Source organism: Vreelandella nigrificans (assembly GCF_002374315.1).
GTDB classification, from domain to species: Bacteria; Pseudomonadota; Gammaproteobacteria; order Pseudomonadales; family Halomonadaceae; genus Vreelandella; species Vreelandella nigrificans.
Genome location: NZ_NWUX01000021.1, coordinates 30,338 through 50,066, shown reverse-complemented (window position 1 = coordinate 50,066; position 19,729 = coordinate 30,338). Strand labels below are relative to the sequence as shown.

Below are 19,729 nucleotides of genomic sequence, written 5' to 3'. Positions count from 1 at the left end.
TACTAGCAGATGTTAATGGGTATGTTATTAGTCAGTATTTTTTTGCCACGTCGATCAACGCTGCCAACTGCAGGCTCTCCTTTTCACTTGGCATTTCCAGTGGAGCACGGACGTGACCGGCAGGACGGCCAACAATCTCCGCGCCCGCTTTGATCAGGCTAACGGCATAGCCTGCTTTTCGATCCCTGAGATCCACGAAAGGAATAAAGAAGTCGTTAGTAATCTGTTTCACGAGCTCTTTATTACCTTTACGCAACTCCTTGTAAAAGGTGACGGCCATTTCAGGTACGAAGTTAAAAACAGCCGATGAATAAGTATTCACACCAATAGAGACGTAAGCCTCAGCAAAAATTTCAGCCGTAGGTACACCACCGATATAAACCAAGCGATCACCAACGGTTTTGATAATTTTGTTAAGCGCTTGAATATCACCTTTACCATCTTTTAACCCCACCAAATTAGGGCAAAGACCGGCCAGTTGCTGAACAGAGTGGGCATTCAAAATGCCATTGCCGCGGTTGTAATAAATCACATTGATTGAGGTGGCATCGCAAATTTGGCGAGCGTACTCGACCAAACCGCCTTGCGGGCACTCGGTTAAATAAGGCGGCATCAGCAGAATGCCATCAGCCCCCGCCTCTTCAGCTGCTTTTGCAAAAGCCTTACCTGTCTCAACGCTTAGGCCAGCGCTGGCGATCACCGGCAAACGCCCATCAATCACCTCAACCGCTATGCGCACAATCTCGCGATACTCATCCAGCGACAGGCTGAAAAACTCCCCAGTACCGCCCGCGACGAAGACCGCTGAGATTTCATGGCTGATAAACCACTCCAGCCGCTTACGATAGCTCGCTTCATCAAAGCGGCCTTGGCTATCGAAATCCGTGATCGGGAACGATAGCAAACCATCGCCAATGGCATTGGTTACTGCTTCTCTTGAAAATGTCACGTTATGCCCTCTTTTTTATCATTGCGTCTTCTATTCGATGAACTGGAGCGAGTGATGACCGAATGGAAAACAAGCTATGTAATACATCATATGTTTATGAAGATATGTATAGGCTTGCCGCGACGCAAGCAGAACTATCGCGTTTTAAACCAAAGTAGCAGTAACCTACAGGCTTGCAAAAAGATGACTGTTTAAGGATCAACGGACCAAAGCAGGTCGTTTGGGATCAAATTGCCATCCAGGAATAAGAAACTGCATCGCCATAGCATCATTTCTTTGGGTGGTGTCGAGCGTCTTATAAAGCTGATGTGCCTCCATCAGTTTATCTTCATCAAGCTCAATCCCCAGCCCAGGGGTGGTTGGAACCTTTAGCTTACCATCGCGAATGAGTAAGGGATTTTTGGTGATACGTTGACCATCTTGCCAAATCCAGTGCGTGTCAATTGCGGTAATCTCTCCAGGGCAAGCAGCGGCAACGTGAGTCATCATCGCCAAAGAAATATCGAAATGGTTATTACTGTGAGAACCCCAGGTCATGCCCCACTCGTTACAAAGTTCACCTACTTTTACAGCGCCTTGCATGGTCCAAAAATGACAATCGGCTAGAGGTATATCAACGGAGTTAAGCTGAACGGCATACTGTAGCTGCTTAAAATCTGTTGCAATCATATTGGTCGCCGTGGGCAGGCCAGTGCGCTTCTTAAACTCAGCCATGGTCTCACGCCCAGAGTAGCCCTCTTCCTGGCCACAGGGATCTTCGGCATAGCTCAACAGGTGTTTGATGGGCTCCAACACCCCCACTGCTTCATCAAGTTTCCAGGCACCATTAGGATCAAGCGTTAATCGAGCCTCTGGAAATGCTTCATGGAGCGCGCGAATGCAATCTGCCTCCTCTTCACCGCGCAGCACACCCCCTTTTAATTTAAAGTCTTTAAACCCGTAACGCTCATAGGCGGCTTTGGCCAAATTAGCCACCGCTTCAGGTGTCAGTGCCTCTTGGTAGCGTATTTCATCCCAGGTATCTTGAGGATTAAGCGCGTTAGGATACGGCAGATCTGTCTTGCCTGGATCACCTAATAAAAACAGATAGCCCAATGCCTCGACTTCATCACGCTGACGGCCATACTGACCAAGCAGGTCGGCCACGGGCATTTGTAGTGCCTGCCCATAAAGGTCTAACAAAGCCGATTCAATGCCCGTGATCACATGCACCGCTACGCGTAAGTCAAATGTCTGGCGGCCACGCTCTTCACGTCCATTTTGCGCTAGCCGCAGGCGCACCTTATTAAGCGTGTGCTTGATATTATTGATCTGCGAGCCTTCTACCATCCCACGGCACTGCTCCAGCCCTTTAAGAATTCCGCCACTGGAAGGAATCTCACCAACACCCTGGTTACCAGCGTCATCTTCAAGAATGACCACACAGCGAATAAACCAGGGCGCATGGCCACCGCTGAGGTTTAACAAGAAGCCATCGTAGCCAGCGACAGGAACCACTTTCATTGATTTAATTTTAGGAAACATAATGATTAATCCTAAGCAAATGACGTTTTATGTTTAGCGTTTTGCCAAAGGCTAAACGCTAGAAATAGCAGGGCGACCACCAGGAACGATAAACTGATAGGACGAGTAACAAAGACGGTCCAGTCCCCGCCTGAAACCATCAAAGCTCGGCGTAAGTTTGACTCTGCAATGGGTCCAAGAATTAAGCCCAGAATAACGGGGGCAGTGCCAAAGCCATACTTATTCAAGAAAAATCCAAGAACACCGAAGGCCAGCATCAGATAAACGTTAAAAATGTTGGAGTCGACGGCGTAAACACCGATGACACAGAAGACCAAAATCATCGCCATCAGTAGCTTCCTTGGTATCTGCAGTATCTTTATAAACAGCCTGATGCCAAACCACTGGAAGAGCATCATGAAGATATTCGCCACAAAGAAAGCAATAAAGATGCCGTAAATAATGGCGCCTTGCTCAGTAAAAAGTGTTGGTCCCGGACGTATGCCCTGAATCATTAAACCGCCCATTAGAACAGCAGTTGCCGCTTCACCGGGAACCCCAAGCGTCAGCATGGGTATCAGCGATCCACCAACTAATGAGTTATTAGAAGACTCGGAAGCGATAATGCCTTCAGAATGCCCTTTACCAAATTTTTCAGGTGTTTTTGACATCTTTTTGGCCTGATCGTAGGACAAGAAAGAGGCAATACTGCCGCCAGCACCTGGGATGGCACCCACGATCGTACCAATCACGGAACTAGAGAGGACGACCTTCCAATGTTTGAGCACCTCGATCCAACGAGGCGACGCTTTATCGATAGGCGTGTTTGATGCATCAGCTTTCTCAGTTTTGAAATAGTCAACGACATCGGCCAACACTTGTGACACGGCAAACAAACCAATAAGCGCAGGTAAGAGATTAATGCCGGTTAAAAGCGACATGTTGCCATAGGTAAACCGAGGGCTTCCTAACATCGGGTCAGACCCAACCGTTGCTAACAGCAAACCTATCAGCCCAGCCGCAAGCCCCTTGGCTAAGTTTTTGGAAACAGATGCAATGATAACCAGGCCAAAAACACTAAGTGCAAAGTATTCAGGTGCTCCGAAACGCAGAGCAAACTCGGCAATGGGAGGTGCCAGTACACTTAACACTACCGCACTAAAAATTCCGCCTAGAAAAGAGGCGACAATGGCAATTCCCAGGGCTCGCCCCGCCTGACCACTACGGGCCATAGGAAAAGCATCAAGCGTGGTCGCTACCGAAGAGGGAGTGCCTGGAATATTCAATAAAGTGGCTGATACGGAACCACCGGCAATAGCCCCACACAACGTGCCAAGCAGCATGCCAACACCCATGACAGGCGGCATTCCAAAGGTTAATGGAAGCAGTAGCGCTATTGCCATGGCAGCGGTCAAGCCTGGCAGCGCCCCCATAATAAGCCCAAGCAGCGTTCCGCCGGCTATCGCTAACAGTACGTATCCCTGGAAAACAAGCCCTAGTGCATCGATATAATCATTCATGATTAAACTCCGGCTATTCCCAGGGTGGGCAAAATAATGCTGAAGCCTTTACTAAAAAGTATGAAGATGGCTAATGAGGTCAATATTGAAAAACCAGCAAGCCCTATTGCACCTTTTAAAGACGCTTTTTGATCTTGTTTATTAAGTAACACCAACGTTGAAACCATGCAGAAAATCAACAATGCTGTTGTTAATATGTAGCCAAGTGGCTCTAGTAAAAAGGCATAAAGTATCAAGAGCGCAAGTACGACCAACCAGGCAATGACGGATATGCCGAAACTGACTTCGCGTGGCTGCTCAAGCTCCTTGTTGGATATTCCTTCAATGACGACCCTGACAAGCGATAGCAAAAGTAAAATGATTAAAAGTGCACAGATCGCCTTGGGGAAAAAGGCCGGCGACAGGTTGCCGCCAGCTGCACTTCCTCGAATAGAAAAACTCTCCATTAGGAAGTAACCCACAAGACCTATAAGCACAATATGAAACGTTGCTTCTGGAATAGGCCGTTGCATAACTTCCTCACTGAGCCAGTTTTGCAGCTTCTTCAATCATTAATCGAGCCGTGTTTTCCACAAATTCATCAAGCTCGTCGCCATAAAGTGGCATGATGTCGGAACCCATCATCTCTGCTGCACGTTGGAACTCAGGGTCTTCAACGGCGGCTTGAATAGCTTCCACCCAGCGGTCTTCAACTTCTTGACTAATGCCCTTAGGAGCAGCCACACCACGCCACTGACTAACGGAGAAGTCATAGCCTTGTTCCAACATGGTAGGCGCATCAGGAAGCGCGCCACTACGCTCATCACCGGTAGTGACAATAGCGGTGAGGCGTCCAGAATCAATGCCAGAAACCACTTCTGAAGGGTTCAGAACTACCGCATCAATATGGCCACCCATCGCTGCCGTTACCGCGTTAGCACCGCTGTCGTAGGGAACCACTTCAAAACGGACACCCAGCTCTTCGGCCAGTGCAACGGCCATGATGTGTGTTGAAGAGCCAACGCCAGATGCACCTACCATTAAGGGGCGATCATTCTCTTGCAGGTCATTGAGCATTTCCTCCAGCGACTCCCAGCCTTTCTGGCTGCTAGCGGCTAACACGTAGGGCTCAACTAACACTCGGGCAATATACTCAAAGTCGGTATAGGTAAAGCCAACGTTCCCCAGTCCCTCAAGTGTAAAAGTGGCATTGGTAGGAATAGTGACGACGTAACCATCTGTCTTTGCACCCACCGCAGTAGAGAATCCTACAGCACCACCGCCGCCTGAGATGTTACGAACGACAAGATTAGTCCCAAGCGCCTTCTCAACAGGATTTTGTAATGCTCTCACCACATTATCGGCACCGCCACCTGCATTCCACGGCACGATAAATTCAATATTTTTAGTGGGATAATCAGCCACTGCTAAAGTAGAGAGCGTCAGAGCAGCAGTAGCAACAGAGAGTGTCGTCATTATCTTTTTCATTGTTTCACCTCTATGGTTGTGGCGTTAGTGCGTCAACCGTTTGATCGCGGTATTTTTTTATTTGATGTTTTCAATTAGCTCGGCGAGCTTTTGGCACTCATCTTGAGTTGGCATAGCTAGTTGGCATAGTTAGTCGACATAGTTAAGAGCGTGCGGGCATTATCTGCTGGGAGGTATATTGTTTATGCGACCCGCCAATATCTTATGTAATACATCATACAACAATGAAGATAATTAGCATGACCCCAAGGCGCAAGCGGAACCATTAGAAGTTAAACCAAAGTATCAGACCTAAACACTCAGCTATGAACACATAGAAAGCTTAGCGGCAGGTAAACAACCCCGAAGCTAAGCTTTTGAAAAAAATCCACTATCACACTTCAATCACTAATCCTGGCTGAAATACCGCCGGGCAGAACTCCTCGGGATAGCCACCGGGGTTAGCAATAACACGGGTACCGTTGTTCAGCCTATCGACTGGCTCATGGACATGACCATGCACCCACAAATCCATTTTCCCCATCAACTGCGGCAAGTGAGAAGCAAACGCTGGAGAAAGTGCATCGCCGAGATACTGCTCGGGAATGCAGTCGTGCAACGGAGCATGATGGCTAACCACTACCTTCGGGCCTTCAAACGGCTGAGATAGCTCGCTTTCAAGCCATGCGAGTGCTTCAGCATGCAGTTGCTGGCTTGCCAGCGGAGAAAACGTTATCCCAGGCAAGGTTTGGACGATGTTAAAGTCGGGCATAACACGCAGCGCTTTGCTCTCTGTCTCTGCGGGATTTTTCGTCGGGTCATCAGCGTACAACGCAAAATCTGTCCATAGCGTCGTGCCGTAAAAGCGCACGCCATTTATGGTAACCGATTGATTATCAAGTAATGTAATACCCAACCGCTCAGCTTCGAGCGCCAGCTCATCGCGTAGCTGCGGCATGCATGTGCCATAGAATTCGTGATTACCGGGCACATAAATAAGTGGCATATCAGGGAAGCGATGCCGCGCCCAGGCTAGCCCTTCTGTTTGTCGGTGGATATCACCCGCAAGAATGATGACATCGGCATCCACCTCTGGTAACTCACGATCACCGTCAAAAAACTCTAAATGAAGATCAGACAAAATTCGTAAACGCATATAGTCCCTCAATTTTCTGGATGAACTCACACCATTAGCGCAGCGCTGCTACACACCCAGACGGGCAATAAACTGGCTAATAAGACCTACCACCATTGTCTCAGCTTCGCGGTGAGGCACATGATGAATACCGGGCAGAATTTCACAGTGCACGGGGCCATGTGTATAGCGAGCTATTTGTTCTGGCTGCCGGTGCGACCCATACTCATCTTTCTCACCATGAAGGACCAGAGTTGGGCAGTTGACCCGCTCTAATGCTGGCTTAAGCGACCACGTTTCGAACGCTGGGTGTAGCCAAGTATCCGTCCAGGCGCGTAATACCCAGCTGGCTTTGTCCCCATGGTATTTTTCTAACTTGGCAAACTGCTCTGGTATTTGAAAAGCAGCCTGTGCCTCCTCGATGCCACGCCGAGTACGTAACTCGTTGATTGATTGGGCAGCGATGGTAACTAGCCCAGTGCACTTATCAGCGTAATGCCCAGCACAGTGCACCGCCATACCACCGCCAACGCTATGACCAAGAGCGATAAACTGATCGAGCTGAAATGCAGTGTAGAGTGCAGCAAAACTGGCTGTAGGTTCATCGTCGATAAAACTGAATGGTGGTGGCGACGTACAGGCTGCTGAGCGTCCATAGCCTAGTCGGTCATAGGCAATGACCCGCTGCTGGGTGGCAGCACACAGCGCAGCAGGAAAACTGCGCCACAGCTCAACGCAGCCAAGGGAGTCATGAAACAATACAATGGGGGTATCGCAGCACACCTGCTGCGGCTCCCAGGTACGGGTAAATAAGTGACCGCCAGGGGAATCTACCCAGCGGTCTTGAGGAATTATCGTCATGGCATGGCCCGGCTAATCAGTTTGTTATTGGTGATGAACTGACAACATACCATGCTATACACGCTTAGGATTCCATCGCGTTAGCGTTTTAAGAAGTTACTCTTCACTAAGTGCACAACGTCATCCATGCGCCCGCTTACCACCGCCTTGGCAGAGTAAAGCGCTGTTGACGCCACTTGGCCGGCCTCCACTTTAGGTGGCATTACCAATTCCATGGGGTTAACTGCCACATCTAATAATGCGGGCCCAGGCTGGGCTAGCCACTCGCTTACTACTGTGTCTAATTCGCTTTCGCGATCCACCCGTTGCCCCCACAGCCCCATTATCTTGGCAAGGTCACCGAAGTCAGGGTTTTCCAACTCAGTGTAGGCATCCAACAACCCTTCTACCTTCTGTTCTAGCTCCACAAAACTCAGCGAGCCATTGTTATACACGACGATTTTAAGCGGAATTCGATATTGTACTAACGTAAGCAAATCGCCCATTAGCATAGACAAACCGCCATCCCCACACATAGCGATCACTTGTCGTTCAGGGTGGGCTAGCTGAATTCCCAATGCTTGCGGGTAAGCACTGGCCATGGTGCCATGCTGCAGGCTAGCTAAGGTGCGGCGCTGTTTTAAGGCGCGAATATGGCGCAACATCCACACGGTCACACTTCCGGTATCCGCAGTGAAGAACGCGTTTTCTGCCGCATGGCGGTCAATGGCTAGCGTTAGCTCCTGTGGATGAATGACATCAGCGTCTTGGCTCTTATGAGCAGACTTATTTAACGATTTGGTATAACGCTTAAGGCACTTCTCTAGCCAGCGTGAGTTGGAATTCACCTTTACCACCTGCGAAAGCGCTTCGCAGGTATCACGCACACTACCAATAATCCCAACATCCACTGGGTGGTGCTTACCAATCTGCATTGGCTCAAAATCAACCTGAATGATATTGGCACGTTCGGGGTAAAACTGAGTAAACGCAAAGTTACAACCTAACATTAGCAGCGTGTCACACTCCGCCACAGCGTGATAACCACCTTCTAGGCCATAAACTCCCGTCATACCGACTTGATAGGGGTTTTCGTGCTCAATGAAGTCTTTGGCTCGGGATGTCCAGGCAATGGGCGCCTGTAATTTCTCAGCAAGCGCTATTACCTGCTCCCGGGCGTCTTCGCATCCCGAGCCAGCAAAGATGGTGATATTACCGCCTTTATTTAGCTGCGTTACTGCTGGCACCAGGGCTTCAGCACTAGGGCGCACCGAGTAGCTAAACTGATGGGCACGGTAACTCAATTGGTTTTCAGGCGTTTGCGTCATAACATCGCCTGGCACAACCAGTACCGCTACGCCACGTTTGGCCAGTGCGGCTTGCGCAGCTTGTGCAGCCATACGGCGCGCCTGCTCGGGCGAGACAATGGTTTCACAAAACACGCTGTACTGTTTAAAAATGCTGGTTTGATCAACCTCCTGTGGAAACTGTCCACCTATTTCACTCAGCGGTATTTGACTAGCAATCAGTACCACAGGCGCGCCGTTGCGGTGGGCATCAAACAAGCCATTCACAAAGTGAAGGCTACCTGGGCCGCAAGAGCCTGCGCATAACGCAAGCTCTTGGGTCATATAAGCTTCGCCTCCAGCGGCAAAGCCACCAACCTCTTCGTGACGTACCCCCACCCACGCTATATCGCTTTGCCGTAACGCATCTGTGAAGTGATTAAGTGTATCTCCCACAATGCCATAACAGCGCTTTGCTCCAGCGTTTTGAAGTGTATCAACGATGATTTCAGCAACATTTACGCTCATCAGCGACTCCTTTCGCAGTAGGTTTGAGTCCTGGAAATTCCTAGAAATCACCAGGGCAACACCCACAGCCTAGTTGCTGTTCAGCGACTTTGCTGGCCTAAAAAGCTTATTGATAGGACGCTAACGACACAAAATGCTGCAATGCAGCAAAAAACAGCTATACTGTCAGGGTTCCCTTTATAGGAGGACCACCTAATGACCTTTTCTCTAGTCATGTCTGTAGAAGACGACGAAGTGCTCGCATTTTGGAGCCTACAAGCGAAATGGCAACAAGCTGCCAACGAAGCATTGGCAGCCTATTTCGGTTAAAAACAGCCGTTTTGACCATTTGCACGCCCCTTTAGACGAAAAAATGACTACCCAAGCCGACGTTCCTTGTCGGCTTTTTCGTAATATGAAAACCTTTTCCATTCAATGATATAGGAGGCTTATCCTACTAAATGTAAGCAAATGCTTACGGTTTATGGCAAATTGCTTACATCTTTTGGACTACCCCTGGTGCTGAAAAGCGCCTAATATCTGACATTACAGCTAACTTGCTGCATAGCACAACACAAGCCGTGTATAACTAAAATACCTCTAACCCCTGAATTAAGGAGTGCTCGCCATGCAACACTCAGTCAACCAAGGCCAAGCGGTAGAAGTAGATGTAATGGAAGTTTGGAAGACAAGTGCCCAACTGCAGCGCGCAGCGTTTGATGCTGTTGCCGCTTATATGTGCCAGCAGTAAGCACCAATAGCAGTTAGAAATTTTTACTGCATCGCCTCGCTAGTTGCACTTCAATATTCTAGGTACCACTCGGGAGCCGATGCAGTATTTACAGCTAGGGTCTAAACGAATCTCCCTCAAGCAAGTTGCTTTTCCCCGCGCTAAGCGCGGCCAAGTAAGTATCTTGCAAGATATACATTCGTTTTACATCGCGGTATTTACCATTAATAAAGAATTCCTGTACCAGATGTCCCTCTTCAACAAAACCACTCTCTTCGTAAAGATGAATCGCTTTGACGTTTTCTACCGCAACGATAAGATATACCTTATGAAGGTTTAAGATCGTGAACGAGTAATGCAGTGCTTGTTGTATTAATGAGCGCGCAAACCCTTTGCCTTGATGTTCAGGCGTAATGATGATTTGGAACTCACCGCTGCGGTGAATGTAGTCAATCTCAATCAGCTCTACCAAGCCAATGGCGTTACCACTGCTATCTTCAGCGACAAAGCGGCGCTCAGCATTATCATGAATGTGTTTGTTATAGAGCTCCTCCAGCTCATCAAATGACTCGTAAGGCTCTTCAAACCAGTACGACATAATACTCTGGTTATTATTAAGCTCATGTACAAAGCGTAAGTCATTACGCTCTAGTGCACGCAAATAAAGTTTGTGACTCATCGCCTGCTATCCTTATAAATACTCGCGGCCAGCTAACCTTTCAAAAATAAAACCAGAAAAAAACAGCTCAGTAAAAACCATTTTTTTAAAAACCAACCCTTTAAAAAAAACCTTTTAAAACCAATTCGGTAAAATATTTTACACAGCTATAATTTCAGACGTTGGAACGAAAATAACGCCGCTAAGGGATGCTCTCGACCCTCTATAAGCTCCCTTAATAGTTTTGCACCAATCATGCTATAGCTGATGCCATTACCGCCATAAGCCATGGCGAACTGTACCCGTGGGCCATGCTCTTCGTGGGGGCCAAAAAAAGGCAGGCCATCGTCGGTTTCAGCAAAGGTGCCGCCCCAAGAGAACGTTAGGTTGATATCCAGCTTAGGCAAAAGTTCCTCGACCTTACGTGCCAACCCTTCGGCTTTCTCTTCTACCCGTGCATCACGGCGCTCAAGTACCACCACATGGTGGCCATGGCGGCTCAACTCATCAGCAATCAGCGCACCGGTAATTCCGCCACCAATCACCACTACCTCGCTTTGATGGTCGCGAGTCAGCTGAGGAAAAGTTTTCAACAGGCCGTTTTTTACCGCCCAAAAGGGGTAGCCACTTTTTAGGTCCATCGTGTTGCCTATGCTGGGGAGACTTGCAGTATGCTGTTAACCATAGAAGGTTCCTGGCAACTTGCTCGACTAAGCGACTCAATTGGGTGCCCCTACACAAACCATCTGCACAGACAATCTAAGACAAGGAGCTCCACATGATTGATTTACGCAGTGACACGGTGACCCGCCCTACTCCCGCCATGCTGGATGCCATGATGGCAGCACCAGTTGGCGATGACGTTTGGGGCGATGACCCTACGGTTGATTCATTTCAAGCAAATTTGGCCGAGCTGGCAGGTAAAGAAGCGGCATTGCTATTCCCTAGTGGCACGCAAAGTAACTTAGTAGGATTAATGGCCCACTGTGAGCGGGGCGATGAGTACATTGTTGGGCAGTCAGCGCATACCTACAAATATGAAGGAGGGGGTGCTGCGGTACTGGGTAGCATTCAACCACAGCCGATTGAAAATGCCGCCGACGGCACGCTGCCGCTGGAGAAAATAAGTGCAGCTATTAAAGCCGATGATTTTCACTTTGCGCGTACTAAGCTGCTGTCGTTGGAAAACACCATTGGTGGCAAAGTACTGCCTGCAGACTACGTATTAAAAGCCACCGAACTAGCCCGCGAGCGAGGCTTGGCAACCCACCTAGATGGTGCTCGACTGTTCAATGCGGCAGTTGCCACGGATACCTCGCTTAGGCAACTCTGCCTGCCGTTTGATAGCGTTTCGCTGTGTTTTTCAAAAGGTATGGGGGCACCTATAGGCTCAGCACTGGTGGGATCTCAAGCGCTTATCGACCGCGCTCGCCGCTGGCGTAAAATGGTCGGTGGTGGCATGCGCCAATCCGGCATTATTGCCGCCGCCTGCCAGTATGCTTTAGATCACCATATCGCCGACTTAGCCGACGACCACCGACGCGCTGAACGCTTGGCAGAAGGCTTAGCGAAGCTGCCTGGGGTCGAGATTACCTCCCTGGCAACCAATATGGTGTTTGCCCACTTCCCCGATGCACATATTCAGCCGCTTTCTGCATGGTTAGAAGAGCATGGCATTTTGATTGAGCTACTCTACGCCACGCGCTTTGTGGTTCACCGTGATATTAACGATGCGGATATCGATAAAGTGATTGCGGTTATGGAGACTTACTTTAGTCGGCATTAAGTTTTGTTGAAGGTACTCGTTTTTTTCGCCTGCGAAACTCGGGCGACAGAGGGCATAGCCCGCAGTAACTCCCTTCTGGCAAGAGATAATCAAGGCAGCAGTGCCGATGAAGCTGTACCGGCACTTCTCCACTCTCTGTCACCCGCGTCGTTTGCCGCTTAGAGCCGAACATCGGATTGCGTTCATTTTCGGGCCAGGTGCGGCGCTCCAACAGGAACTCTTTATCTATGGTAACCCGTTGGGTAGTGCCGGGAGAAAGTGTCTCTATTCGTTGAGCAAGAGTAAGTATCGTCTCTAAGCGCCGCGAAACATTCCCCCACAAAATTTTGGACGGCACTCCAGAGCAAGAGAAGAGATAGGCAATCAACGGTTGCAGATGCTCCTTGAGCAGAGGGGCATAACGCTGCTGGGTGCCGAGGCCAGCAATACTTTCGCCGAGCTGGGGAATGACGAAGGTAACTGGCGTTGCATCGTCATCCAATATTACCGATATATCCTGCGGCCTGACGGGGAATCCATGCTGTAGCACCGTTGCAGCGACGGCGACAGGAGGAATGAGAAGAGTGACGTATTTTAGTAACCAGATCGATGCCACTGGGCGCAGGTCATCAACACCATAAAAGCGAGCACGCCTTAACAGAATGTCCTCGACTTTCTCTGGCTCATTGAGCAGGTCGGCTATCAGGTAGGTGCTATTCCCCGACGCCTCCTTACAGATCAGGCCTTCCCCATAGTGGGCCCACTCGCCTCGAAAGATGGGTGTCAATAATTCGATCATAATGTCATCAATGCTCGCTGCGAGCGTCGAGAGCCTCGACCAGCAGGTCGGCGAAGCTTAGGGCAGAAGGGAGAGCCCCGAAATGAATAAAATTAGCTGGAAGATAGATCTCATCACCGCGTTGCAAGCTGCGCATGTGCTCCCAAATACCTTGCGCGAAAAACTGTCCACGAACGGGGCTATTAGCGAATGGGCTTTCTAAGACTACTAAGCGGGCGTCTATATCTATCAAAGCGTCAAGGCTGACGGTCGTAAAACCCAATTGATTACTCTGCCCTTGCCAAGCATTAACCAGTTCCAATTGATCTAGGGCACTTTGAAACATGCTGTTGCTACCAAAGACCCGAGCATGGTGATGATCCATCAGACGAATAATTAAAAGAGGGGGTTGGTTATCAGGGAGCCTCTTCTTCAATGCCTGGAGGTGATGCTCGCTTTCGCGTATCAAGGTTTCTGCGGAGCTCTTCTCACCGATGTGTTTACCTAACTGCCGGGTAAAATCGGTTAGTCGGTGCCAGGGGGCTGTCCTTATTTCGTTGTCATAGGGTGTTAGGCTCACCGTCGTGGCGATGCCAGACAACCTATCAGTAATTTGAGTCAAATTTGGCGATATCAAAATCTGCCGTGGTGAAAGTAGGCTAAGTAGCTCCAGATTGGGCTGGAAGAGCAGGCCAAGTTCAGTGGCATCCGACAACATGGTGGCAGGGAAAGTTTGAGTTTTCGACTCCGTGAGTGCTATAGGCGTTACATTCATCGCCAATAGTGTTTCGACGATGCGTATATCAAGCGCGGCAATGGATGAGGCATTAGAAGACGCTAGACTTTTAATAGGCAGCGTTAAAGCCACAATGGCAGCCATCACCACGACACTATTACATAACAGCCTAGTGGGAATAGTGGAACACAGCATGATAATCACTTTTGAATAAACCGGCGGTGAATATTGATACCAAAAGGAAAGAGGCCTTCCCCCTTTCCTTTATTTTTGTGCGCTAATTTTTGAGCGTGTCGCGGGTTCAATCAAAACTCAAAGCGGATGCCGCTATAGAATGTTCTGGGGTCGCCTACGTTAATTCGAGTATCACCACCGGAGGCAACTATATACTTCTCATCGGTCACATTTTTGACCCCCAGGTCAAAACGCAAGCGGTCGCCGCTACCAACAGGTAGGTAGTACCAGAGCCCTGCATCAACAACGGTATAGTCACCAAGCTCATAGCTACGGAGGGTCTCACCAAGGTTGTTAACGTGGCCATTATCGCCATAGCGATTGCTGGAATAGGTAATGCCACTTCCAACACCTAGCCCCCGAAGCGCACTTTCTGGGTTCTGGAATTCGTAGCTCGCCCAAAGGCTAGCAGTAGCCTTAGGTACATTGCGTGGTCGGTTTCCATGCGTTACTTCGTTATCGCTGACAACCTCAGCATCAAGCAAGCCAATGGCACCACGCAGATTGAAGCCATCTACTGGGTTAGCAGCTAAGGAGAGCTCTGCTCCCCTAGAGGTAATGCCGCCGGTTGGCACCGGTTCCCCGTTAATGGTTTCCACCACATTGTCTTCGCGAAGGTCAAAAATCGCGCCGGTAATAAAGTAGCGGTTATCGGCAGAACTCCACTTCACACCTGCTTCAACCTGCCGACCTTCTCTAGGATCCTGTTCGAATACCTCTTGATTTCCTACATATATATTTTGAGGCTCGAAGGTTTCTGCGTAGCTGAGGTATAGATTCAATCCCGGCGTGGTTTCCCAAACCAGTCCGAGACCTTTTGTCAGCTTACTGCTGCTACCCGAGTCAATGTCCGTTGCCGCCCCTGACAGCAAGTTGTCATTATGATAGCTGTTCTCGGATATTTCATATCTAAGTCCAAGGTCAAGCGTTACTGTTTCTGTAAGCGAGAACTCGGTAGACGAAAATATGCCATGTGATTTTTGGCTGACATCAAAGAATTGGTCACTGCTAGGTGAATCAAGATCATTAATAAGAGAAAAAGAGTTAGGCGATGAGACAGTACCTCCGATTTGAGGATTACCGCTTAAATTGCGCCATTCATGGCTGAACTCTCGATATTCAACCCCCGTTGCTACTCGTATAGGTATAGCCGTATCGATTTCACCAATTATCTGAGAGCGGGCAAACTTGTATGTCCGCACGCCGTCCAGGTTGGCACCGACACGCCTGGATAATGTCTCTCTATCCGCGCCCACAGAGATGACTTCGGCACGAAGATCCTCACTAGTTTCTCTAGAATAGAAAAACTTATTATCGATCTCCCAAGCTGGATCTGCTAATGGAATGACCACATCAAGCTCAGCTAGGTAATATTGGTTGTCGCGTTCATTAGGGATATTTCCATCAAAGCGAGTATCAAAAGGAACATCAGCTAGTCGGCGTTGTGAATTCCCCAGCGGTACCGTAATTAAGCCCCTGTCTATTTCTCGACGATCCTGGGAATATTCATGGTTGAAGCCTACGCGTGCGCCAGAATCACTGTGCCAGAGCAGTGCAGAAGATAGAAATTTCCTATCGACAGAGGTGTCGCGAAATGTTTCGCTGTCCTCCAGAGAACCTGTGATACGGTAGGCTAGGTTTTGACTGTTACCGACTGGGCCGGTGAGGTCGACCGTTCCGCGGCGTTGGCCGTGCTCATCGAAGGTTGTCGAGATGGCATGCTCTCGCTGGAACTGCGGCTGCTTGGTCTCTATGTTGACAATACCACCTGGCGACATACGACCGATATCTGCAACGGGCCCTTTGATGAGTTGAATGTTATCGATAGTTGCCGGATCAATACGGCTTTCATGACTAAAAGGCACTCCGTTTCGATAAAAATTATCGTTGCGGCTGAAACCGCGAATCAGTGCCTGCTCACGAGTGCCACCATAGCCATCAGCCACGACCACATTGGGTGATAGGCGAAAGGCATCGGCCATTTCACGGGCCTGTTGGTCTAACAGAAATTGTTCTGGGATGACGTCAATCGTACGCGGCACATCAATAATATCTTTGGGAAGACGCATCGAAGAGTCAGCGTAGCGGGCTTCATAGCGGGCAGGCAGAGTGCCGTAGACGGAGACTGTTTCCAGACTCTGGTCAACTTGACTATCAATGATATCCAACCGATAACTACCATCAACACGGCGTACTGGCACAAGCCCAGTACCCGCCAGCAAGCGCTGCAATCCTTCATCAACACTGTACTGCCCCTGCAGGCCAGCGGTATGTTTACCGCTGGTCAATGACGCATCAAAAGCGATCTCGATTCCCGCTCTCACCGCAAAACGATTAAGGGCCGTATCGAGCCGCCCTGCTTCGATGGAGTAGCTTTGCTGAGTGGTGCTGCCCTGCCCAGTTGCTTGTTGGGCAAGCGCCATAGCGGGCAGCAATCCGCCTGCCAGGCAGCTGGCCAGCAGACCGTATTTAATGGCTCGCGCCAGAGGCGTACGGATAAAACGAGAGTGCGCTTGCTGCGTCGTCATGAAGATCCCCGTTGAGTGATGCATGTTTTTATGTCTACATCTTCTCTTCCGAACGAGAACGAGAATCCCTCAATATTTTTGTTAATTTTTTTGCTTTAAAAGCTAGCTATCACCCCGCGGCTCCAGGGTCACCCATAGTGGCGTGCGGTAAACCAGCTCCAGCGCCAAAGCATCGGCAAGGCTGGCCAGGGCACGATCGGTATCTTCGAGGGAGAACACACCGCTTACCCGCCGGTTGGCCACCTCAGGCGCGCAACGCACCACCCCATGCCGATAGAGTGCCAAGGTATCAAGAACCTCGATCACCCGCATCCCCTCAGCCACCAGCCGCCCTTGAAAGCGGGCTAGTTCGGTAGGGTCTAATGGCTCGGTTGGCGACATCCCCGCATTGCTCATCGCGGCTTGCTGCCCCGCATTGAGCATCATCTTGTCTGAGCTTCCCCGCCGTTCCAGGGCTACTCGCCCCTTGTACACCGCTACGCGGGTGCTATCTGCTTGTTGTTGTACACTGAAGCGAGTGCCGATTGGATAAGAAAGCCCTTCTCTGGTCATCACGCTGAATGCGCGGGCATCCGCTGTTGTGGCAGTGGTAATCAGCACCCCACCGCGCAGCAGATGGAGTCGCCGTTGATGGTCATCGAAACTTATGTCGATGGCGGTATCAGTATCCAGGCGGAGTTGAGTGCCGTCGCTCAGTGTCACATTACGTATCTCGCCAATGCCGGTAGAGTAGTCGGCGAATTGGCGTTGCCATTGGGGCGTACGCGGCAGCCCAAATCCCAGGCTGCTCACTAACAGAGCAACGCCGCCCCACTGCAACAAATGACGCCGAGAAACCTGTGGGGAGGCCTCGAATAACTCACTACGCGCCGCATGGCGCGGTAATGCCCCAAGTCGACTGTCGATGGCCTGCAACTGCTGCCAAGCACTCTCATGCTCCGGTGCTGCTTGCCGCCATTGCAGGCAAGCCTTGCGTTGGGCATCAGTGGCGTCATCGCTCCATAGCCGAGCCATCCACAGGCTAGCCTGCTCCAGAGCAGCCGGGGGGATGGTGTCTGGAGAAGTGCGCTCTTGAGAAGAGCTCTCTCGAGAAGTATTGGCGGACGAGGGACTCATTGCATCGGCTCACTTATGGTTTAGATTCGCCCATTGCCTGGTGACACACCAGTAGCGCCTTGGCGATGTACTTCTCCACTGAGGAGACCGAAACACCCAGTGATTTGGCAATTTCCGGGTAACTCAGGCCATCAAGACGACACATTAGGAACGCCCGGCGAGGCTTATCGGGTAACCGATGCAGAAGCACATCAATCTCGACCAGCGCTTCAATGGCAAGCGCCCGCTCCTCTGGCGATGGCGCCTCGGGCTCAGGTAGCAGGCTTAAGGTTTCCAGATAGGCAGCTTCAATACGCCGACGGCGGTAGTGATCGATCACTAACCCCTTGGCGATCTGGGTTAAAAAACGCCGTGACTGATCCGGCGCTGGCGTAGTGCCCCGCGCCAGTATGCGTAGGTAGGTATCGTGAGCGAGATCCGCAGCGGTATGGGAACAGCCCAGCTTGGCGCTCAACCAGCGCCGCAGCCAACTGTGATGATTATGATAGAGCGCGTCGAAAGGACCCTCGCGCCTATCCCGTTGCTTTATCGATACCATCGCCCCTTGCCATCGTTTGCTTGTGCCAACTGCCCCCGAAAGCACAAGTGAGCAGCACAAGGCGCAAACAATAAATGATAATACTTATCATTACAAACGTATTAGCAGTATCGAATTATCAACCCTTAGGCCACTTCGCTCAGGGCTTGTTCAAACCAGGCCAGGGTTTGCTGACGCTGAGATTCACCGTACAACTCGACAAAACGGGTTGTCATGTAGTCCCTGTGATTATTTAAAGCGTCGATGCGCTTGCGAATGTAAGCTTCAGTCAGCGGAATACCGCAAATCTCGGTAATGCAATGGTGCCATTCGTCATAGGTGCTGGGAATAAAGTCGGACATATTGACTCCTACAGAACAATCCACAAGGGGGAGGCCACAAGGGTAAGGCGCTAGGCAGAAACAGATAAAAATGCAACGTAATAACATATCATAAAAGATGCAAGCGAGCGCCTAAGGCAGGCTCCGTCGACCAGTGGCAATACTCATCACAGCAAGCGTATTTGCAGTCTCAGGCTCCTGCGGGAAATAGGTGGCGTTAGCGCTCCGTGGGCGTTTCCAGTGCCTCAACTAGGGACTCAGCGAAGCGCAGGGCGGAGGAGAACCCTCCCCATGGCCAATAATTTGCTTCTATACTGACCGGAGTATCATTCAACCAATGTTGCCATAGCCCCGACGTTGGCAAGGCTGAATCAGTGAGGTACTGAGAGTAAGCCGGATGGAGTAGGATAAACCTTCCCTCTAATTGAAATGCCTCTGAGAGAGTTAATATACTGAAGCCCCATTCGTTAGTAGGCCCTTGCCAAGCATTCTCCAAGCCAAGCCGAGTGAGAACCATATCTTCCAGGCTCCCAGCCCCATAGAGTCGCAGATGACGGTCGTCTAAAATTTCTGCGACAAATAGAGGTTTACCAGGCCTTTCAATTTGTGCCGCGATTGCTGACATTCTGGCCTCTACAGAATCAATTAATGCTTCGGCCTGCTGTTGCTGATCACTTAGCCCCCCTACTTCTCTAGTCAATTGCTCAAGGTTCTGCCAAATATTTAAGCTTTCTCCAAATAGCTGGATTTTTATTACATCAGCAATACGGGAAAGTTTACCTTCTAAGTTCAAGTGAGCCGGTGGCGATATTAGAATGGCATCAGGCTCCAACGACGCCAGGTATTCAAAATTGGGCTGAAACCTATTTCCGAGTTCTCGAGCGTCAGGCAGTAAGGGTTCTCGGTAGAAGCTCCTATATTGTGCCAAGCCCGCCATCGCTAAAGGAGGCTGCCGCAAAGCAGAAAGAGTATCTGCAATGGCATAGTCAAAAGTGACCAGCTTTTTTGACTCTTCAGCGTTAGAGAGTGAAGCAAATAGCGGTAAAAGTGACAGTAATACGGGAAGAACCGCTCTGAGGACAGACAATAACAATCTCCCCATATAGATCATAAATATATTTTCTATTCCGGCTTTTATAA

The 19,729-nt window shown here is 49.9% G+C and carries 19 protein-coding genes; 2 read left to right on the top strand and 17 right to left on the bottom strand.

What is annotated here, in order from left to right:
* Positions 1-31: 31 nt before the first annotated feature.
* The 8 genes from kdgD to CPA45_RS17990 all read right to left on the bottom strand — a co-directional run bounded on the left by kdgD (position 32) and on the right by CPA45_RS17990 (position 9,207).
* On the bottom strand, positions 32-949 hold the full coding sequence (kdgD, locus tag CPA45_RS18025) for a 5-dehydro-4-deoxyglucarate dehydratase (RefSeq protein WP_096653925.1): 918 nt from the start codon (positions 947-949) through the stop codon (positions 32-34).
* 198 nt (positions 950-1,147) lie between these two features.
* Entirely contained in the window at positions 1,148-2,473 is a 1,326-nt protein-coding gene (locus CPA45_RS18020; protein ID WP_096653923.1) for an enolase C-terminal domain-like protein, read from the bottom strand.
* 11 nt (positions 2,474-2,484) lie between these two features.
* A complete protein-coding gene (locus tag CPA45_RS18015) occupies positions 2,485-3,972 on the bottom strand; it encodes a tripartite tricarboxylate transporter permease (protein ID WP_165771581.1) in 1,488 nt (495 codons plus the stop codon).
* A 2-nt stretch (positions 3,973-3,974) separates the two neighbouring features.
* A complete protein-coding gene (locus tag CPA45_RS18010; RefSeq protein ID WP_096653919.1) occupies positions 3,975-4,484 on the bottom strand; it encodes a tripartite tricarboxylate transporter TctB family protein in 510 nt (169 codons plus the stop codon).
* Positions 4,485-4,491: 7 nt separating this feature from the next.
* Positions 4,492-5,439 (bottom strand): tripartite tricarboxylate transporter substrate binding protein, encoded by a 948-nt coding sequence (locus CPA45_RS18005; protein ID WP_096653917.1) that lies wholly within the window; start codon positions 5,437-5,439, stop codon positions 4,492-4,494.
* Positions 5,440-5,812: 373 nt separating this feature from the next.
* Positions 5,813-6,574: a metallophosphoesterase gene (locus CPA45_RS18000; protein WP_096653915.1), complete on the bottom strand. Its 762-nt coding sequence runs from the start codon at positions 6,572-6,574 to the stop codon at positions 5,813-5,815.
* Between the two features lie 48 nt (positions 6,575-6,622).
* Complete coding sequence (locus CPA45_RS17995; RefSeq protein ID WP_096653913.1) at positions 6,623-7,414, bottom strand: alpha/beta fold hydrolase; 792 nt, start codon at positions 7,412-7,414, stop codon at positions 6,623-6,625.
* Between the two features lie 80 nt (positions 7,415-7,494).
* Positions 7,495-9,207 (bottom strand): thiamine pyrophosphate-dependent enzyme, encoded by a 1,713-nt coding sequence (locus tag CPA45_RS17990; RefSeq protein WP_096653911.1) that lies wholly within the window; start codon positions 9,205-9,207, stop codon positions 7,495-7,497.
* A gap of 607 nt (positions 9,208-9,814) precedes the next feature.
* Between CPA45_RS17990 and CPA45_RS23200 the strand changes: the two genes are divergently transcribed.
* Positions 9,815-9,937, top strand: a complete 123-nt coding sequence (locus CPA45_RS23200) for a hypothetical protein (protein WP_279628821.1) — start codon at positions 9,815-9,817, stop codon at positions 9,935-9,937.
* A gap of 94 nt (positions 9,938-10,031) precedes the next feature.
* Here the strand turns inward: CPA45_RS23200 and speG are convergent, their stop codons facing one another.
* Together speG and CPA45_RS17980 are read right to left on the bottom strand one after the other, a co-directional pair.
* Positions 10,032-10,595 (bottom strand): spermidine N1-acetyltransferase, encoded by a 564-nt coding sequence (speG, locus tag CPA45_RS17985; RefSeq protein ID WP_096653909.1) that lies wholly within the window; start codon positions 10,593-10,595, stop codon positions 10,032-10,034.
* Between the two features lie 146 nt (positions 10,596-10,741).
* Entirely contained in the window at positions 10,742-11,215 is a 474-nt protein-coding gene (locus CPA45_RS17980; RefSeq protein WP_096653907.1) for an FAD-dependent oxidoreductase, read from the bottom strand.
* A gap of 137 nt (positions 11,216-11,352) precedes the next feature.
* Here CPA45_RS17980 and ltaE point away from each other — a divergent pair, with 137 nt between their 5' ends.
* Positions 11,353-12,360, top strand: a complete 1,008-nt coding sequence (gene ltaE, locus CPA45_RS17975; protein WP_096653905.1) for a low-specificity L-threonine aldolase — start codon at positions 11,353-11,355, stop codon at positions 12,358-12,360.
* On the opposite strand, the gene fhuF is transcribed toward ltaE, so the two are convergent.
* From fhuF to CPA45_RS17940, 7 genes are all read right to left on the bottom strand, one after another.
* Entirely contained in the window at positions 12,347-13,138 is a 792-nt protein-coding gene (gene fhuF / locus CPA45_RS17970; protein ID WP_096653903.1) for a siderophore-iron reductase FhuF, read from the bottom strand. The two genes, ltaE and fhuF, sit on opposite strands and share 14 nt — an antisense overlap.
* Before the next feature lie 7 nt (positions 13,139-13,145).
* Positions 13,146-14,048, bottom strand: coding sequence for an ABC transporter substrate-binding protein (locus tag CPA45_RS17965; protein WP_096653901.1), 903 nt, complete (start codon positions 14,046-14,048; stop codon positions 13,146-13,148).
* Between the two features lie 110 nt (positions 14,049-14,158).
* Positions 14,159-16,615 (bottom strand): TonB-dependent siderophore receptor, encoded by a 2,457-nt coding sequence (locus CPA45_RS17960; protein ID WP_244287652.1) that lies wholly within the window; start codon positions 16,613-16,615, stop codon positions 14,159-14,161.
* Between the two features lie 102 nt (positions 16,616-16,717).
* Entirely contained in the window at positions 16,718-17,731 is a 1,014-nt protein-coding gene (locus CPA45_RS17955) for a FecR domain-containing protein (protein ID WP_096653899.1), read from the bottom strand.
* Between the two features lie 13 nt (positions 17,732-17,744).
* The gene (locus CPA45_RS17950) at positions 17,745-18,269 is read right to left on the bottom strand and encodes a sigma-70 family RNA polymerase sigma factor (RefSeq protein WP_096653897.1); all 525 of its coding nucleotides are present in this window, start codon (positions 18,267-18,269) and stop codon (positions 17,745-17,747) included.
* Between the two features lie 125 nt (positions 18,270-18,394).
* A complete protein-coding gene (locus CPA45_RS17945; protein WP_078086559.1) occupies positions 18,395-18,610 on the bottom strand; it encodes a hypothetical protein in 216 nt (71 codons plus the stop codon).
* A 196-nt stretch (positions 18,611-18,806) separates the two neighbouring features.
* On the bottom strand, positions 18,807-19,676 hold the full coding sequence (locus CPA45_RS17940; protein ID WP_165771580.1) for an ABC transporter substrate-binding protein: 870 nt from the start codon (positions 19,674-19,676) through the stop codon (positions 18,807-18,809).
* Positions 19,677-19,729: the final 53 nt, after the last annotated feature.

Coding starts and splice junctions, on each gene's coding strand:
- CPA45_RS18020 (WP_096653923.1), bottom strand. CDS start 2,473: ATGTTTCCTAAAATTAAATCAATGAAAGTGGTTCCTGTCGCTGGCTAC.
- CPA45_RS18015 (WP_165771581.1), bottom strand. CDS start 3,972: ATGAATGATTATATCGATGCACTAGGGCTTGTTTTCCAGGGATACGTA.
- CPA45_RS18010 (WP_096653919.1), bottom strand. CDS start 4,484: ATGCAACGGCCTATTCCAGAAGCAACGTTTCATATTGTGCTTATAGGT.
- CPA45_RS18005 (WP_096653917.1), bottom strand. CDS start 5,439: ATGAAAAAGATAATGACGACACTCTCTGTTGCTACTGCTGCTCTGACG.
- CPA45_RS18000 (WP_096653915.1), bottom strand. CDS start 6,574: ATGCGTTTACGAATTTTGTCTGATCTTCATTTAGAGTTTTTTGACGGT.
- CPA45_RS17995 (WP_096653913.1), bottom strand. CDS start 7,414: ATGACGATAATTCCTCAAGACCGCTGGGTAGATTCCCCTGGCGGTCAC.
- CPA45_RS17990 (WP_096653911.1), bottom strand. CDS start 9,207: ATGAGCGTAAATGTTGCTGAAATCATCGTTGATACACTTCAAAACGCT.
- CPA45_RS23200 (WP_279628821.1), top strand. CDS start 9,815: ATGCAACACTCAGTCAACCAAGGCCAAGCGGTAGAAGTAGATGTAATG.
- speG (WP_096653909.1), bottom strand. CDS start 10,595: ATGAGTCACAAACTTTATTTGCGTGCACTAGAGCGTAATGACTTACGC.
- CPA45_RS17980 (WP_096653907.1), bottom strand. CDS start 11,215: ATGGACCTAAAAAGTGGCTACCCCTTTTGGGCGGTAAAAAACGGCCTG.
- ltaE (WP_096653905.1), top strand. CDS start 11,353: ATGATTGATTTACGCAGTGACACGGTGACCCGCCCTACTCCCGCCATG.
- fhuF (WP_096653903.1), bottom strand. CDS start 13,138: ATGATCGAATTATTGACACCCATCTTTCGAGGCGAGTGGGCCCACTAT.
- CPA45_RS17965 (WP_096653901.1), bottom strand. CDS start 14,048: ATGCTGTGTTCCACTATTCCCACTAGGCTGTTATGTAATAGTGTCGTG.
- CPA45_RS17960 (WP_244287652.1), bottom strand. CDS start 16,615: ATGACGACGCAGCAAGCGCACTCTCGTTTTATCCGTACGCCTCTGGCG.
- CPA45_RS17955 (WP_096653899.1), bottom strand. CDS start 17,731: ATGAGTCCCTCGTCCGCCAATACTTCTCGAGAGAGCTCTTCTCAAGAG.
- CPA45_RS17950 (WP_096653897.1), bottom strand. CDS start 18,269: ATGGTATCGATAAAGCAACGGGATAGGCGCGAGGGTCCTTTCGACGCG.
- CPA45_RS17945 (WP_078086559.1), bottom strand. CDS start 18,610: ATGTCCGACTTTATTCCCAGCACCTATGACGAATGGCACCATTGCATT.